15 protein-coding genes are annotated in these 15,270 nt (G+C 71.6%); 4 read left to right on the forward strand and 11 right to left on the reverse strand.

Features of this window, described 5'->3' with window-relative positions:
* The 5 genes from CCN51_RS29180 to CCN51_RS29200 all read right to left on the reverse strand — a co-directional run.
* A partial coding sequence (locus tag CCN51_RS29180) for an alpha-ketoglutarate-dependent dioxygenase AlkB family protein (RefSeq protein WP_086860269.1) occupies positions 1-579 on the reverse strand: 579 nt, incomplete at its 3' end.
* On the reverse strand, positions 576-1,070 hold the full coding sequence (locus CCN51_RS29185; RefSeq protein ID WP_014173481.1) for a methylated-DNA--[protein]-cysteine S-methyltransferase: 495 nt from the start codon (positions 1,068-1,070) through the stop codon (positions 576-578). The genes CCN51_RS29180 and CCN51_RS29185, both read right to left, overlap by 4 nt.
* Positions 1,067-2,599 (reverse strand): AlkA N-terminal domain-containing protein, encoded by a 1,533-nt coding sequence (locus CCN51_RS29190; RefSeq protein WP_014173480.1) that lies wholly within the window; start codon positions 2,597-2,599, stop codon positions 1,067-1,069. The genes CCN51_RS29185 and CCN51_RS29190 overlap by 4 nt, the downstream gene beginning before the upstream one ends.
* Positions 2,600-2,657: 58 nt before the next feature.
* A complete protein-coding gene (locus tag CCN51_RS29195; RefSeq protein ID WP_014173479.1) occupies positions 2,658-3,101 on the reverse strand; it encodes a TetR family transcriptional regulator C-terminal domain-containing protein in 444 nt (147 codons plus the stop codon).
* 69 nt (positions 3,102-3,170) lie between these two features.
* Complete coding sequence (locus tag CCN51_RS29200) at positions 3,171-4,160, reverse strand: TauD/TfdA family dioxygenase (RefSeq protein WP_014173478.1); 990 nt, start codon at positions 4,158-4,160, stop codon at positions 3,171-3,173.
* Positions 4,161-4,418: 258 nt separating this feature from the next.
* Between CCN51_RS29200 and CCN51_RS29205 the strand changes: the two genes are divergently transcribed.
* Both CCN51_RS29205 and CCN51_RS29210 read left to right on the forward strand, forming a co-directional pair.
* A complete protein-coding gene (locus tag CCN51_RS29205; RefSeq protein WP_014173477.1) occupies positions 4,419-5,747 on the forward strand; it encodes an enolase C-terminal domain-like protein in 1,329 nt (442 codons plus the stop codon).
* A gap of 130 nt (positions 5,748-5,877) precedes the next feature.
* A complete protein-coding gene (locus CCN51_RS29210; RefSeq protein WP_014173476.1) occupies positions 5,878-6,189 on the forward strand; it encodes a GNAT family N-acetyltransferase in 312 nt (103 codons plus the stop codon).
* A gap of 68 nt (positions 6,190-6,257) precedes the next feature.
* On the opposite strand, the gene gnd is transcribed toward CCN51_RS29210, so the two are convergent.
* Genes gnd through tal form a run of 5 tightly spaced genes read right to left on the reverse strand, consistent with a single transcriptional unit; the run spans position 6,258 to position 12,450 of the window.
* A complete protein-coding gene (gene gnd / locus CCN51_RS29215) occupies positions 6,258-7,139 on the reverse strand; it encodes a phosphogluconate dehydrogenase (NAD(+)-dependent, decarboxylating) (protein WP_086860267.1) in 882 nt (293 codons plus the stop codon).
* Between the two features lies 1 nt (position 7,140).
* The gene (gene pgi / locus CCN51_RS29220) at positions 7,141-8,808 is read right to left on the reverse strand and encodes a glucose-6-phosphate isomerase (protein WP_014173474.1); all 1,668 of its coding nucleotides are present in this window, start codon (positions 8,806-8,808) and stop codon (positions 7,141-7,143) included.
* Positions 8,801-9,787 (reverse strand): glucose-6-phosphate dehydrogenase assembly protein OpcA, encoded by a 987-nt coding sequence (opcA, locus tag CCN51_RS29225; protein ID WP_014173473.1) that lies wholly within the window; start codon positions 9,785-9,787, stop codon positions 8,801-8,803. The genes pgi and opcA overlap by 8 nt, the downstream gene beginning before the upstream one ends.
* Positions 9,784-11,325: a glucose-6-phosphate dehydrogenase gene (gene zwf / locus CCN51_RS29230; protein WP_014173472.1), complete on the reverse strand. Its 1,542-nt coding sequence runs from the start codon at positions 11,323-11,325 to the stop codon at positions 9,784-9,786. The genes opcA and zwf overlap by 4 nt, the downstream gene beginning before the upstream one ends.
* Positions 11,326-11,331: 6 nt before the next feature.
* Complete coding sequence (gene tal / locus CCN51_RS29235) at positions 11,332-12,450, reverse strand: transaldolase (RefSeq protein WP_014173471.1); 1,119 nt, start codon at positions 12,448-12,450, stop codon at positions 11,332-11,334.
* Positions 12,451-12,636: 186 nt separating this feature from the next.
* Here tal and CCN51_RS29240 point away from each other — a divergent pair, with 186 nt between their 5' ends.
* Complete coding sequence (locus tag CCN51_RS29240) at positions 12,637-13,857, forward strand: serpin family protein (RefSeq protein ID WP_014173470.1); 1,221 nt, start codon at positions 12,637-12,639, stop codon at positions 13,855-13,857.
* A gap of 58 nt (positions 13,858-13,915) precedes the next feature.
* The gene (locus CCN51_RS29245) at positions 13,916-14,617 is read left to right on the forward strand and encodes a ribonuclease H family protein (RefSeq protein WP_014173469.1); all 702 of its coding nucleotides are present in this window, start codon (positions 13,916-13,918) and stop codon (positions 14,615-14,617) included.
* A 58-nt stretch (positions 14,618-14,675) separates the two neighbouring features.
* Here CCN51_RS29245 and CCN51_RS29250 read toward each other — a convergent pair whose 3' ends face one another.
* Entirely contained in the window at positions 14,676-15,116 is a 441-nt protein-coding gene (locus CCN51_RS29250) for an Lrp/AsnC family transcriptional regulator (protein ID WP_014173468.1), read from the reverse strand.
* Between the last annotated feature and the right edge of the window lie 154 nt (positions 15,117-15,270).

Below are 15,270 nucleotides of genomic sequence, written 5' to 3' on the forward strand. Positions count from 1 at the left end.
GGGCACCCCGTGGTACACGTACCGCGAGGGGCCGCCGAAGACGAACAGATCGCCGGACGCCAGCTCGATGTCCGTGTACGGCTTGGTGCGGGTCGCTGTGTTGCCGACCCGGAAGACGCAGGTGTCGCCGATGCTCAGCGAGACGACCGGGGCGGCGGACTTCTCGTCCTTGTCCTGGTGCATGCCGAGTTTGGCCTGGCCGTCATAGAAGTTGATCAGCGCCGTATCGGGGGTGTAGTCGGCCGAGGCCATCTCCTCCCTCTTGTTCTGGTACGCCTCCGCCAGAGCTCGGCGGCCCAGCTCCACCATCCAGCCGGGGAATTCCGCGGCCCGCGCGCCGTTCACATCGTCGGCCGTACGGCTGTACCGGTACGGCAGCCAGTGCCAGCCGACGCACACGGTCTGTACGGACATGACGCCCCCGCTGGGCAGCCTGGTGCGCCGGATCGGGACGGGCCCCTGGGCCCAGGCCCGGCAGGCCGCGACCAGCTCACGCTGCTGTTGCAACGTGAGCCAGTCGGGCACATGCACCGCGCCAGGTGCGACCTCCCTGCGGGGTCGTGGGATCAGAGTGTTCATGCACCCTCGTGGGCCAGCAACTGCTGCTTGCGCTCCAGGCCGCCGGCGTAGCCGGTCAGCGAGCCGTTCGCGCCGATCACCCGGTGGCAGGGGCGCACCACCAGCACCGGGTTCGCGCCGAGCGCCGTGCCCAGGGCGCGCACCGCCGCGCGCGGGGCCCCGATCTGCTCGGCGAGCCGGCCGTAGGTGGTCGTGGTGCCGTACGGGACGGCGTCAAGGGCCTGCCACACCCGCTGCTGGAATGCGGTGCCTCGGGTCACATACTCGATGTCGAACCGGGTCAGGCCGCCGTCGAAGTAGTCGCGCAGCTGAGAGACGATCTCGGCGAACGCCTCCGGACCCCGCCGCCAGCCGTCCTGGACGACCGCGCCGCCCTTCTGGCCGGGCACGGACAGGGAGGCGAGTGCGGTGCCGCCCTTGGCGGACTTCGACTCCTCGCCCACCAGCAGCAGTTCGCCCAGCGGGCTGTCGACCGTCGTGTAGACCGTCATCGGTCTTTCCTTTCGTGTTCGTGCTCGTCGTGCGCCTCGTGCGTATCGCGCTTGAAGTCGCCGCGGTCCTTGGCGGCGTTCCAGAAGTGGTGCATGGCGTAGCTGCGCCAGGGCCGCCAGGCCTCGGAGTCGACCGCCGCGGCGCCCGTCGCCCGCATCCCGGCCCGTACGGCCACATCCGCGGTCAGCAGCACATCCGGGTCGCTCAGCGCCCGCATGCGGATGTAGCCGGCCGTCCAGGGGCCGACGCCGCGAAGACCCAGGAGCGCCTTTTCGGCCTCGTCCCGGTCGGCGCCGGGGTCGAGCCGGACGGCGCCGTCGGCGAGTGCCGCGCTGACGGCGCGCACGGTGTCACGGCGCGAGTCCGGCATCCCGAGCTCGCCGAGCGCCGCCTCGGCCAGCCGCTCCGCGCTCGGGAAGAGCCGGGTCAGCCCGCCGCTCGGCGTGCGCAGCGGCTCGCCGTACGCCGCCAGCAGTGCCTCGCCGAGCCTGCGGCCGGCGGCCACCGAGACCTGCTGGCCCAGCACCGCGCGGACCGCCAGCTCGTGCGGATCGGCCGCGCCGGGCGCGCGCAGCCCGGGCCGCAGGGCGACCAGCGGGGCGAGCGCGGGGTCCGCGCCCAGCCGCTCGCCGACCGCGTACGGGTCGGCGTCCAGGTCGAACAGGCGGCGCACCCGCTGGGTGGCGGTGGTCAGATCGCGCAGATCGGCCAGGTGCAGCCGGCACTCCAGCCAGCCGCCCGCGCCGGGTGTCTCGCCGACCTCCGCGATCCCGGCGCCGTTCGGCAGCCGCAGGGTGCGCCGGTAGACGCGGGCGCCGCGCTCGCCGGTGATCTCCTCGGCGCCGGCGAGGGTGCGGGCGCCCAGGTAGTCGAAGACCTCGGCGGAGGCGTACGGACCGCGGAAGGCGAGCCGCAGCGGTATCCCGGCCGCGCCGTCCTGGGAGCCGACCGGACCGAAGCGCGCGCCCTGCCCGGGGCGGGCGGCGCGCAGCTCGCTGGGCGTGGCGGCGTAGATCTCGCGGATGGTGTCGTTGAACTGCCGCACGCTGGCGAAGCCGGCCGCGAAAGCGATCTCGGCGGCCTGCATGGAGGTGGTCTGGAGCAGGATCCGCGCGGTGTGACCGCGCTGGGCCCGCGCGAGCGCGAGCGGGCCCGCGCCCAGCTCGGCGTTGAGTTGGCGCTGTACCTGCCGGGAGCTGTAGCCCAGCCGTCCGGCGAGCCCGGCCACGCCTTCGCGGTCGACGACGCCGTCACCGATCAGCCGCATCGCCCGGCCGACCACATCGGCCCGGGTGTTCCACTCCGCGGACCCGGGCACCGCGTCCGGGCGGCAACGACGGCAGGCCCGGAAGCCGGCGCCCTGGGCCGCGGCCGCGGTCGTGAAGAAGCGGACGTTCTTGCGCTTGGGCGTGTTCGCGGGGCAGCTCGGCCGGCAGTAGATGCCGGTCGTGGAGACGGCGAGGAAGAACTCGCCGTCGAACCGGGAGTCGCGGCTGCACACCGCCTCGTACTTGCTGTCGTCGGTCATCACCCCTCTACTGTGCGGCAGGGAGCGGTGGTGCGCTGGCGGGTATCGGACATGGCTCTCACCGCGCGTGGCTGCCGGGAGACGGCGCCTGGCCGGTGGGCAGCAGGCGGGCGAGATAGCGCTCGAGCAGGCCGGTGAGCTGGTCGGGAGGCAGCCGGTCGGGTTCGCTGACGGCGTCGAAGACCAGTCCGTCGGCGACGGCGAGCAGCAGCCGCGCGTCGACGGGGGGATCCAGCGGCGGGTTGAGGCCGTCCGCGAGGCCGTCGGCCCGGGCCCGCAGCAAGGTCTCGGTGAGCCCGTCGAGCAGCTGGGCCTGGGTTTCCTTCTGGATCGCGGCGAGCGAGGGATCCGAGGCCGCGCGGGCGGCGAAGGCGACGTAGACGCGGCACTCGACGCGGCGCTCCTCGTCGAGCGGCAGCAGTTCGCGCAGGACCTGGGAGAGGTTCTGGGCGACGCCGCCTTCCAGCCGCAGGGCGTCGATCCGGCGGAGCGTCCGGTCCACGACATGCTCGACCCCGTCATACGGTCGACACCGCACCGCGCCGCCGCACGGGTTCACGGGTGTGACCGCTCAGTCGACCGGCGCGAGCCCGGCCGTCGGCCGGTAGGCGTAGCAGCGCCGCAGCCAGCGGGCTTGGCCCTCGGGGAGCGGCTGGAACGGCACCCGGCGGTGCATCACGCGGCGGTTGTCGAAGATGTGGAACCCGCCCTCCTCGATCAGCACCGGAGTCCCCGGCAGGGCGGCAGCGTGGTGCTCGAGGTTCGCCAGCGCCTCGTGCGCCTCGTCGGTGAGGCCGGTGAGCCTGCCGGGGCCGTAGCGCAGGGCGGGGTTGCCGTCCGGGAGGGTCCAGAGCATGGGGACACCGCTGCGGCTCAGCGGCCTGCCGTCGTCGTCGGTGGTGTACGACTCGGGCGCGGTCACCGTGAAGTCGGGGCGCCGCAGCGCTTCGGCGGTCCGGGTCGGCAGCGTCTCGAGGAGGGTGTCGAGGGGCAGCAGCTCCGTGGGCACCTGCTCGTCGTTGCGCATGCCGATGAAGGACAGGTAGTGGGGGATGGCCTTGGCGGGGTGCGCGTCCGGCCGGTGGTCGAGTACCGAGTCGTCGGTGTGCCAGTCCAGCGGCTGTGCGTAGCCCCAGGAGGTGAGGGTGCGGGCCGATGCCGTGCGCGGCGCCACGTTTCTGATCAGCCGGCCGTCGTTCTCCCACGGGTAGGCAATCGGTGTGAGCCCGAGCAGGCGCAGGATGCCGAAGTGCACCAGGTTGGGCGTCCTCAGGAGCGATTCGTCGCAGAAGCCGCCCCGGGGCGTGGGCACGGGTTCGTGGGGGCCGGGCAGATTGGCCAGGGTGAGCCATGCGGTGGGGGTGTGCCGCCACTGCGCGAGCGCGTCCAGGATCTGCGCGGGCAGATGGTTGCGCAGCTGCTTGGCGCCGTACTCCAGATACAGGTCGAGGCCGGTGTCGGGTACGGCGTCGCCGAGTTCGGTGACCGCGTCCAGGGCGGCCCCCGCCGCGGCCTTGGACGAGTCCGGGATGCGCAGGGTGTGGCTACGGCTCTTGGTCATGATCTTGACCCTACGAACACCTCGCTCTCACGTTCGCCTTATGTGGAAGATTTGAGCGGATTCTGAGGATGCCGCCCCCACGGCCGCCGAAGCTCTCTTCCGCCGCCAGGAACGCAAGTTCAGGCGGGCCCAGCGTGACCGCTCGTAATCCGTGAGCGTGGACCCATTGACCCATCGCGTTCACGAGCCTAGCCTCCATCTTCATATGTAGATGTCGTGCGCATGCGTGAAGCTACTTCGGAGGCAAGGAACCCGTCCATGAGCCAGCCAACCGTCACCGCCCTCTCCGTCTACCCGGTCGCCGGCCGGGACTGCATGGAGCTCAACCTCTCCGGGGCGCACGGCCCCTACTTCACCCGCAACGTGGTCGTCCTCGAGGACTCCGAAGGACGCACGGGCCTGGGCGAGGTGCCGGGCGGCGAGAAGATCACACAGACGCTGCGGGACGCCGCCTCCCTCGTCGTCGGCGCGCGCGTGGGCGACTACAAGCGCGTGCTGCGCGAGATCGGGTCCAGGTTCGCCGACCGCGACTCCGGAGGGCGGGGGCTGCAGACCTTCGATCTGCGCACCACCGTCCACGCCGTCACCGCGGTCGAATCGGCGCTGCTCGACCTGCTGGGACAGCACCTCGACGTCCCCGTCGCGGCGCTCCTGGGCGACGGACAGCAGCGAGACTCCGTCCGCGTCCTCGGCTATCTGTTCTACGTCGGCGACCCCGACCGCACCGACCTGGAGTATGTCCGCGAGCCGGACGCCGACGAGGAGTGGTACCGCATCCGGCACGAGGAGGCGCTGACCCCCGAGGCGATCGTCCGGCAGGCCGAGGCCACCTACGATCTGTACGGCTTCCGCGACTTCAAGCTCAAGGGCGGGGTCCTGGAGGGCCATGAGGAGGTCAAGGCCATCCGGGCGCTCAAGGAGCGCTTCCCCGAGGCCCGGATCACCCTCGACCCCAACGGCGCCTGGTCACTGCGCGAGGCCATCGAGCTGTGCCGGCCCCTGCTGGGTACCCTCGCCTACGCCGAGGACCCGTGCGGAGCCGAAGGGGGCTACTCGGGCCGGGAGATCCTGGCGGAGTTCCGCCGCGCCACCGGCCTTCCCACGGCGACCAACATGATCGCTACCGACTGGCGGCAGATGACCCACACACTGGCCCTGCAGTCCGTGTCCATCCCGCTGGCCGATCCGCACTTCTGGACCATGCAGGGCTCGGTACGGGTCGCCCAGCTGTGCCATGAGATGGGGCTGACCTGGGGCTGCCACTCGAACAACCACTTCGACATCTCCCTGGCGATGGTGGCCCACTGCGGCGCGGCCGCGCCGGGTGAGTACAACGCCCTGGACACGCACTGGATCTGGCAGGAAGGGCTGGAACGGCTCACCGTCGAGCCGCCCCGGATCGCCGACGGCCGGGTCGCCATCTCCGACCTCCCGGGCCTCGGTATCCGGCTCGACATGGACCGGCTCCTCGCCGCCCACGAGCTCTACCAGGAGAAGGCGCTCGGAGCCCGGGACGACGCTGCCGCCATGCGGTACCTCGTCCCGGACTGGACGTTCGACAACAAGCGCCCCTGCCTCGTGCGTTAGCGGCACGGCGGCTCGACGTGTCCCGCCCTGGTCCTTCGGCACCCCGAAGGACCAGGGCGGGCCCGAGCCGTACGGTGGGACCGGGCCGGCTCCGCGGTACGGTCCGATCACCGGTATCCCAGGAGGAACAGTGGAACCACGCGTCACGGACAACCCGGGGCAGTCGCGCTTCGAGATCTTCGACGGCGAGAGCGGGGAGCTCGCAGGCTTCGCGGCGTATGAGCGCTCCGACGACCGGATCGCGTTCACCCACACCGAGATCGACCCCCGCTTCGAGGGCAGGGGCCTCGGCGGCCGGCTGGTGCGCGCGGCGCTCGACTCGGCGCGGGAGCGGGGCCTCGCGGTACTGCCGTACTGCACCTTCGTACGGGGCTGGATCGGCAAGCACCCCGAGTACATCGCCCTGGTGCCCGAGGACCGGCGCCCGCGCTTCCACCTCTGAGCGGAGGTCCCGGCCCGCCGTGGCGGACCGGGAAGGACCGGGGAGGACCGGGGAGGACCGGGAAGGGCTCAGCCCTGGCTGGTCTCGACCGCGTGGCCGCCGAACTGATTGCGCAGTGCGGCGATCATCTTCATCTGCGGGGAGTCGTCCTGGCGGGACGCGAACCGGGCGAAGAGCGAGGCCGTGATGGCGGGCAGCGGCACCGCGTTGTCGATGGCCGCCTCGACGGTCCAGCGGCCCTCGCCGGAGTCCTCCGCGTAGCCCCGCAGCTTCTCCAGGTGCTCGTCGTCGTCCAGGGCGCCCACCGCGAGGTCCAGCAGCCAGGAACGGATGACGGTGCCCTCGCGCCAGGAGCGGAAGACCTCACGGACGTCGGTGACCGAGTCCACGGCCTCCAGCAGCTCCCAGCCCTCGGCGTAGGCCTGCATCATCGCGTACTCGATGCCGTTGTGGACCATCTTCGCGAAGTGTCCGGCGCCGACCTTCCCGGCGTGGACGTAGCCGAAGTCGCCCTCGGGCTTGAGCGCGTCGAAGACGGGCTTGACGACGGCGATGTGCTCGGGGTCGCCGCCCACCATCAGGGCGTAGCCGTTTTGCAGGCCCCAGACGCCGCCGGAGACGCCCGCGTCGACGAAGCCTATGCCGCGCGCGGCCAGCTCTTCCGCGTGCTTCTCGTCGTCGGTCCAGCGGGAGTTGCCGCCGTCGACCACGATGTCGCCCGGGGAGAGAAGGCCGGCGAGTTCATCGATGACGGCCTGGGTGGGACCGCCGGCGGGGACCATGACCCACACCACGCGCGGCCCGTCGAGCGAGCCGACGAGCTCGGCGAGGCCGGCGACGTCGGAGAGGCCGGGGTCGCGGTCATAGCCGATGACGGTGTAGCCCGCGCGGCGGATGCGCTCGCGCATATTGCCGCCCATCTTGCCCAGGCCGATGAGTCCAAGCTGCATCTCAGATCTTCCTTTGCTGTTCGTGGCGCAGCGAGCGGTAGGCGGCGACCAGGGCGGCGGTGGAGGCGTCCAGGCCCGGTACGGCGGCGCCCTCGGTGAGCGCCGGCTCGACCCGCCTGGCCAGGACCTTGCCGAGCTCCACGCCCCACTGGTCGAAGGAGTCGATGTTCCAGATCGCGCCCTGGACGAACACCTTGTGCTCGTACAGCGCGATCAGCTGGCCCAGCACCGAAGGGGTCAGCTCGGCGGCCAGGATCGTGGTGGTGGGCTTGTTGCCGCGGAAGGTGCGGTGCGCGACCTGCTCCTCGGCGATGCCCTCGGCGCGCACTTCCTCCGCCGTCTTGCCGAACGCCAGCGCCTGGCCCTGGGCGAAGAGATTGGCCATCAGCAGATCGTGCTGGGCGGCCAGTTCGGGGCCGAGCTCCGCCACCGGCCGGGCGAAGCCGATCAGATCGGCCGGGATGAGCTTGGTGCCCTGGTGGAGCAGCTGGTAGTAGGCGTGCTGGCCGTTGGTGCCGGGGGTGCCCCAGACCACCGGGCCGGTCTGCCAGTCGACCGGATTGCCCTCGCGGTCCACCGACTTGCCGTTGGACTCCATGTCCAGCTGCTGCAGATACGCGGTGAACTTCGACAGATAGTGGCTGTACGGCAGCACCGCATGCGACTGGGCGTCGAAGAACGCGCCGTACCACACGCCCAGCAGCCCCAGCAGCAGCGGCGCGTTGGCCTCCGCGGGGGCGGTGCGGAAGTGCTCGTCGACCAGATGGAAACCGTCCAGCAGCTCGCGGAACCGCTCCGGGCCGATGGCGATCATCAGCGACAGGCCGATGGCGGAGTCGAACGAGTAGCGCCCGCCGACCCAGTCCCAGAACTCGAACATGTTGGCCGGGTCGATGCCGAACTCCGCCACCTTCTCCGCGTTGGTGGACAGCGCCACGAAGTGCCTGGCCACCGCCTCCTCGCCGGCGTCGGCTCCGAGACCGGCCAGCAGCCAGCCGCGCGCGGACGTGGCGTTGGTGATGGTCTCGATCGTGGTGAAGGTCTTCGACGCGACGATGAACAGCGTCTCGGCCGGGTCCAGGTCCCGTACGGCCTCGTGCAGATCGGCGCCGTCCACATTGGACACGAAGCGGACGGCCGACTCCCGCGCGGTGTACGGGCGCAGCGCCTCGTACGCCATCGCGGGGCCCAGGTCCGAGCCGCCGATGCCGATGTTCACGACGCTACGGATGCGCTTGCCGGTGGCGCCGGTCCACTCACCCGAGCGGACCCGCCGGGCGAAGGAGGCCATCTTGTCCAGCACCGCGTGTACGGCAGGAACCACGTTCACGCCGTCGACCTCGATCACCGCGTCGCGCGGGGCGCGCAGCGCGGTGTGCAGCACCGCCCGCTTCTCGGTGACATTGATCTGCTCGCCACGGAACATCGCGTCCCGCAGCTCCGCGACCCCGCGCGCCTTCGCCAGCTCCCGCAGCAGCCGCAGCGTCTCGTCGGTCACCAGGTGCTTGGAGTAGTCGATGTGCAGATCCCCGACCCGCAGCACATGGCGGTCGGCGCGCCCGGCGTCGGCGGCGAACAGATCGCGCAGATGGACCCCCGCGACCTCCTCGCGGTGCCCCGCGAGCGCGGCCCACTCGGGAAGCCGGTCGAGACGGGCGGGGTCAGACATCCTTCTGCTCCTTCTTCTTGGAGGCGGCCTTCTCGGAGGCGGCGGGGGCCGGTGCGGGCGCCGGGGCGGTGACCCGGGCGCGCAGGGCGGCGGCGTACGCCTCGTCGGGGTCGAGCCGGCGCAGCTCCTCGGCGATCAGCTCGGCGGTGCTGCGCACCTTCAGCGCGAGGGTGCGGTCGGGCTGGCCGGGGATGGACAGCGTGGCCACCGGGCCATCCGGGCGGTCGATGTGGATGTCCCCGGCGGCGGTGCGCAGCCGGACCCCGGTGACCACCGGGCCGTCGGTGACGACCTGCTCGACGGGCACCTTCAGCCGGTTGGCGAACCAGCGCGCCAGCAGCTCGGCGCTCGGGTTGTCCGCCTCGCTCTCCACCACCGCCGAGATGACGTCCGTACGGGCCTGGTCCAGCGCGGCCGCGAGCATGGCCCGCCACGGGGTGAGCCGGGTCCAGGCCAGGTCGGTGTCGCCGGGCGCGTACGAGGCGGCGCGGGCGGCCAGCTGCTCCAGCGGCTCTTCGACGGCGTACGCGTCGGTGATCCGCCGCTGTGCGAGCGCGCCCAGCGGGTCCTGCGCGGGCCGGGCCGGGGCGTCGACCGGCCACCAGACCACGACCGGGGCGTCGGGCAGCAGCAGCGGCAGGACCACCGAGTCCGCGTAGTCCGCGAGTTCGCCGTGCAGCCGCAGGACGACGGTCTCGCCGCCCCCGGCGTCGCCGCCGACGCGCACCTCGGCGTCGAGGCGGGCGGTGCGGCGCTCGCGCGGGGAGCGGCCGGGCCGCTTGATGACCGCCAGGATGCGCGAGGGGTGTTCCCGGGAGGCGTCGGCGGCGGCCTTGAGCGCGTCGTAGTGGTTGCCCTCGTCGGTGACGACGACCAGGGTGAGCACCATGCCGACGGCGGGGCTGCCCGCCGCCCGGCGGGCCTCCACCAGGGCCGCGTTGATCTTGCTCGATGTGGTGTTGGTCAGATCGATGTTCATGGCCGGCGCCAGTTCCGTCCGTCTCGTGCGAGCATGTCGTCCGCGGCCTTCGGGCCCCAGGTGCCGGCGGTGTACTGCTCGGGCCGGCCGTGGGTGTCCCAGTAGTTCTCCACGGGATCGAGGATCTTCCAGGACTCCTCGACCTCCTCCGTGCGCGGGAAGAGGTTGGCGTCGCCGAGCAGGACGTCGAGGATCAGCCGCTCGTACGCCTCCGGGCTCTCCTCCGTGAACGACTCGCCGTACGCGAAGTCCATCGTCACGTCCCGGATCTCCATGGAGGTGCCGGGCACCTTGGAGCCGAACCTGACCGTGATGCCCTCGTCCGGCTGCACCCGGATGACCAGGGCGTTCTGCCCCAGTTCCTGGGTGTCGGTGGTGTCGAAGGGGGAGTGCGGGGCGCGCTGGAAGACCACCGCGATCTCGGTCACCCGCCGCCCGAGCCGCTTACCGGTCCGCAGATAGAACGGCACACCGGCCCAGCGGCGGTTGTCGACCTCCAGCTTGAGGGCCGCGTAGGTGTCGGTCCCGGAGTCCGAGGAGATGCCCTCTTCCTCCAGATAGCCCCGCACCAGCTCGCCGCCCTGCCAGCCGGCCGCGTACTGCCCGCGCACCGAGTGCGCACCGAGGTCGGCGGGGAGCTTGACCGCCTTGAGGACCTTCAGCTTCTCGGCCACCAGCGACTCGGCGTCGAATCCGGCCGGCTCCTCCATCGCGGTCAGCGCGAGGAGCTGGAGGAGGTGGTTCTGGATGACGTCCCGGGCCGCGCCGATGCCGTCGTAGTAGCCGGCGCGCCCGCCGATGCCGATGTCCTCGGCCATGGTGATCTGCACATGGTCGACATACGACCGGTTCCAGATCGGCTCGAACATCTGGTTGGCGAAGCGCAGCGCCAGGATGTTCTGGACGGTCTCCTTGCCCAGGTAGTGGTCGATACGGAAGACCTGGTCGGGTGCGAACACCTCGTGGACGACCTGGTTCAGCTCCTCGGCGGAGGCCAGGTCGTGTCCGAAGGGCTTCTCGATGACCGCGCGCCGCCAGGACCCCTCGGACGCGTCGGACAGCCCGTGCCGCTTGAGCTGCCGCACGACGGTGGGGAAGAACTTGGGCGGTACGGAGAGGTAGAAGGCGAAGTTGCCGCTGGTGCCGCGCGCCGCGTCGAGCTCGTCGACGGTCTCGCGGAGCTGCTTGAACGCCTTGTCGTCGTCGAACTCACCGGGCACGAAGCGCATGCCCTCGGCGAGCTGCCGCCAGACCTCCTCGCGGAACGGGGTCCGGGCGTGTTCCCTGACCGCGTCATGCACGACCTGGGCGAAGTCCTGGTGTTCCCAGTCGCGGCGGGCGAAGCCCACGAGGGAGAAGCCCGGGGGCAGCAGACCGCGGTTGGCCAGGTCGTACACGGCGGGCATCAGCTTCTTGCGCGACAGGTCGCCGGTGACGCCGAAGATGACCAGGCCGGACGGGCCCGCGATGCGCGGCAGGCGGCGGTCCGACGGATCGAGCAGCGGGTTGACCCACTGGCCGGCTGTGGTTGCCGACATGGTTGTTCACGCCTCCTTGGGCGCCAGGCGCCGGAGTTCGGCTTCGGTGGAGGTGAGCAGGTCCAGCCAGGCCTGCTCGAACTTCTGGACGCCTTCGTCCTCCAGCAGCCGGACCACCTCGTCGTACGAGACGCCCAGCGCGGCCAGCTCGTCGAGGACTCCCTGGGCGTCCTGGTAGGTGCCGCGGACGGTGTCGCCGGTGATCTCGCCGTGGTCGGCGGTGGCCGCCAGGGTGGCCTCGGGCATGGTGTTGACCGTGTCGGGGGCGACCAGCTCGGTCACGTAGAGGGTGTCGGGGAGGGCGGGGTCCTTGACGCCGGTCGAGGCCCACAGCGGACGCTGCCTGCCCGCACCCGCCTCCTCCAGGGACCGCCACCGCTCGCCGGCGAAGGCCTCCTCGTACGCCTGGTAGGCGAGGCGGGCGTTGGCGAGGGCGGCCCGGCTCTTGAGGGCCTTCGCGGCCTCGGTGCCGAGCTTGTCGAGGCGCTTGTCGATCTCGGTGTCCACGCGGGAGACGAAGAAGGACGCCACCGAGTGGATCTCCGACAGGTCCAGGCCCGCCGCCCGGGCCTGCTCCAGACCGGCCAGATAGGCGTCGATCACGGCCTTGTAGCGGTCGAGCGAGAAGATCAGCGTGACATTCACGCTGATACCCGCGCCGATGACCTCGGTGATCGCGGGAAGCCCGGCCTCGGTGGCCGGGATCTTGATCAGGGTGTTGGGGCGGTCGACGAGCCAGGCGAGCTGCTTGGCCTCGGCGACGGTGGCGGCGGTGCGGTGGGCGAGCCGCGGGTCGACCTCGATGGACACCCGGCCGTCCCGGCCGCCGGTGGAGTCGAACACCGGGCGCAGGATGTCCGCGGCGTCCCGTACATCGGCGGTGGTGACCATGCGGATGGCTTCGTCCACGGTCACCCCGCGGGTGGCCAGGTCGCGGAGCTGGTCCTCATAGCCGTCGCCGCCGGAGATCGCCTTCTGGAAGATCGACGGATTGGTGGTGACCCCGACCACATGGCTTCGGTCGATCAGCTCCGCCAGATTGCCGGAGGCGATCCGCTTGCGCGACAGGTCGTCGAGCCAGATCGCGACGCCTTCGTCGGCCAGGCGCTTGAGTGCATCAGTCATTGTTTATCGGTCCGCCTCTTCCGCTGGATCGCACGCGTATGGGCCCGATCCCTTTATGTTTAGCTATGAAACATTCAACAGAACGAGAGGCCCGCCGCCCCTATTCCGGTGGCCCGTGTGATCTGGCGCACCGGAGATCGTTAGGGTGATCCCGCAGCACGTGATCGCAGGACAACGGGGGAGAACATGGTCACCGATGACGCCACGGCGGCGCGTGCCGTCAACGCGATGACGGCGAACTGGGCGCGGGAAACAGTGCACGGGCGCGGCACGGTGCTCACCGCGGCCGGCGTCTGGCCGGCCCTCGCCCTGCTCGCCGACGGTGCCGGCGGCCCGGCCCGGCGGGAGCTGGAAGAGGCCCTGGGGATCGGCGCGGAAACCGCGCTGGCTCAAGGCCGGGACCTGCTCACCGCTCTGGGTGACCTGCCGGGTGTCGACGCGGCCCTCGGGCTGTGGACCCGTGCTGAATTGCCGCTGCGCCCCGAGTGGCTGAGCCGGCTGCCCCTGGAGACCCACGGCGCTCTCACCGGCAATGTGGAAGCCGACCTCGAGCGGATGAACGCCTGGGCGGCGCGCCACACCGACGGCATGATCGACAAGATGCCCCCCGTGGTCGACCCGAACACGCTGCTGGTGCTGGCCACGGCCCTGGTCGTACGGACCACCTGGCGACAGCCGTTCGGCCCCTCCGTGACGGTCCCGCGCCACGGCCCCTGGGCCGGGCGCACGCTGGCCGGCCTGTTCCGCACCGGCCGTCTGTCGGACGAGATCGCCGTCGCGCACACCCCCGACGGCCCGCTCACCACGCTGCGGGTCGAGGGAGACAGCGGCCTGGACGTACATCTGCTCCTCGGCGCGGAAGGCGACGCGGGCGGGCAGGTGCTGTCGGCGGGCGTGGCGTCGCTCGGCGGGGCGTACCCGACGACGGCGGGCGAGGCGCTTTCGCTCGGCGCCCCCGGTCCCGGCCTGACCGTCGAGACCGTGGCGAGCTGGGACGGGACGCCCGTGCTGCGCGTCGAATCGGTGCCCTTCACCGTCGACGGCGACCACGATCTGCTCGACCACGCGCCGCTGTTCGGGCTCCGCTCCGCGCAGAACGCCTCGCACGGCCACTTCCCGGGGATCAGTGCCGCACCGCTGGCGATCTCGGCGGCGAAGCAGAGTGCGACGGCGACCTTCGGCGCCCTCGGTTTCCGGGCCGCCGCGGTGACCGCGATGGCCGCGGCACCCGGCGGTGTGCCGCCGACGCCCCCGCACCGGGCGCAGCTGGTCCACGCCCGCTTCGACCGGCCCTTCGGCTTTCTCGCCGTGCACCGGGCCTCCGGCCTGGTGCTGATGGCCGGCTGGGTCGGCGAACCGGAAGAGTACCGGGATCGGCTCCTGCCGGGGATGCACATCAGCCGCTGAGCGCCCGCCGGGGTCGCTCACATGCGGGACGGGTCCGCCCAGGTGGCAGTATCGGGGGATGACGACACGGATCATTGCCGCGTGCGACGGGGCGTCGAAGGGCAACCCCGGGCCCGCTGCCTGGGCATGGGTCATCGCGGGCGCCGACGGCGCGGTGGCGCGATGGGAGGCCGGGCCACTGGGCACCGCCACCAACAACGTGGCCGAACTGACCGCGCTCCTGCGCCTGTTGGAGGCCACCGACCCGGCGGTGCCGCTCGAGGTGCGGATGGACTCGCAGTACGCGATGAAGGCGGTCACCACCTGGCTGCCGGGATGGCGCAGAAAGGGCTGGAAGACCGCCTCGGGCAGCCCGGTGGCCAACCGCGATCTCGTGGTGCGCATCGACGAGCTGCTGGGCGGCCGTGACGTGGAGTTCGTGTACGTGGCGGCGCACCAGGTGGGCGGCGACCCGTTCAACGCGGCCGCGGACCAGGCGGCCAGCGATACGGCCCGCTCCCAGCAGGCCATCGGCAGCTCCCTCGGCTCGGCCCTGCCCGCGCCCCAGGCCCCGACCGGGAACGGCGGCAAGCAGGCGACGAGGGGTAAGGGGACGGGGACCGCGGCGCGGCGGGGGAGCGGCGCCCGCTCGGGCGGCTCCATCATGGCGAAGTTCCCCGGCCGATGCCGCTGCGGAGCCCCGTACGCGAAGGGCGAGACCATCAAGAAGAACCCCGACGGCTGGGGCCACCCCGCCTGCGCCATCGCCGCCGCGGACTGACAGCGGCCGGACCCTCCGCGGTCCGCGGGGCCGGTCGCGACTCCTCGGGCGTCTCCCGTCAGGCGTCTCTGGTCCAGGAGCCCAGCACCATCAGCGTCTTGGTGCCGGTGACCTGCCCCGCGCGCCGCAACCCGTCGATGACCTGCTGCAGATGCTCGATGTCCCGCACCCGGACATGCACCAGTGCGTCGGGATCGCCCGCGATCGTGTAGACCGCCTGGACCTCGGGCACCTCGTACGCGGTGCGGACGATCTCCCCGACGGGGGTGGTGCCCGTATACGACAGCTCCACGAACGCCTCGATGCCCCGGCCCAGCTTGGCGTGATCGACCTGCACCGTGAAGCCCATGATCACGCCGCTGTCCCGCAGCCGGTCCACCCGGCGCTTGACCGCGGCCACCGACAGCCCGACCGCGGGCGCCATCTCGGAGAAGGTGCGCCGCCCGTCCTCGCGGAGCATCCGCAGCAACTGGCGGTCCACATCGTCGATCTCGGTCATCCAGGCCCCCGCTCCGGCTCGATGGCTCAATAAAACAGCACCCCACGCGCAAGCAAAACTGTCCGAACAGCCTGCTCGTGGAAATATTTTGCGTCTTACACCCGACTTCTCACAAGGTCCTTGTGGCCCACGGCCTCGTATTGCTGTCCTGAGC

Origin of the sequence: Streptomyces milbemycinicus (assembly GCF_002154605.1) — a bacterium.
Classification (GTDB): domain Bacteria; phylum Actinomycetota; class Actinomycetes; order Streptomycetales; family Streptomycetaceae; genus Streptomyces; species Streptomyces milbemycinicus.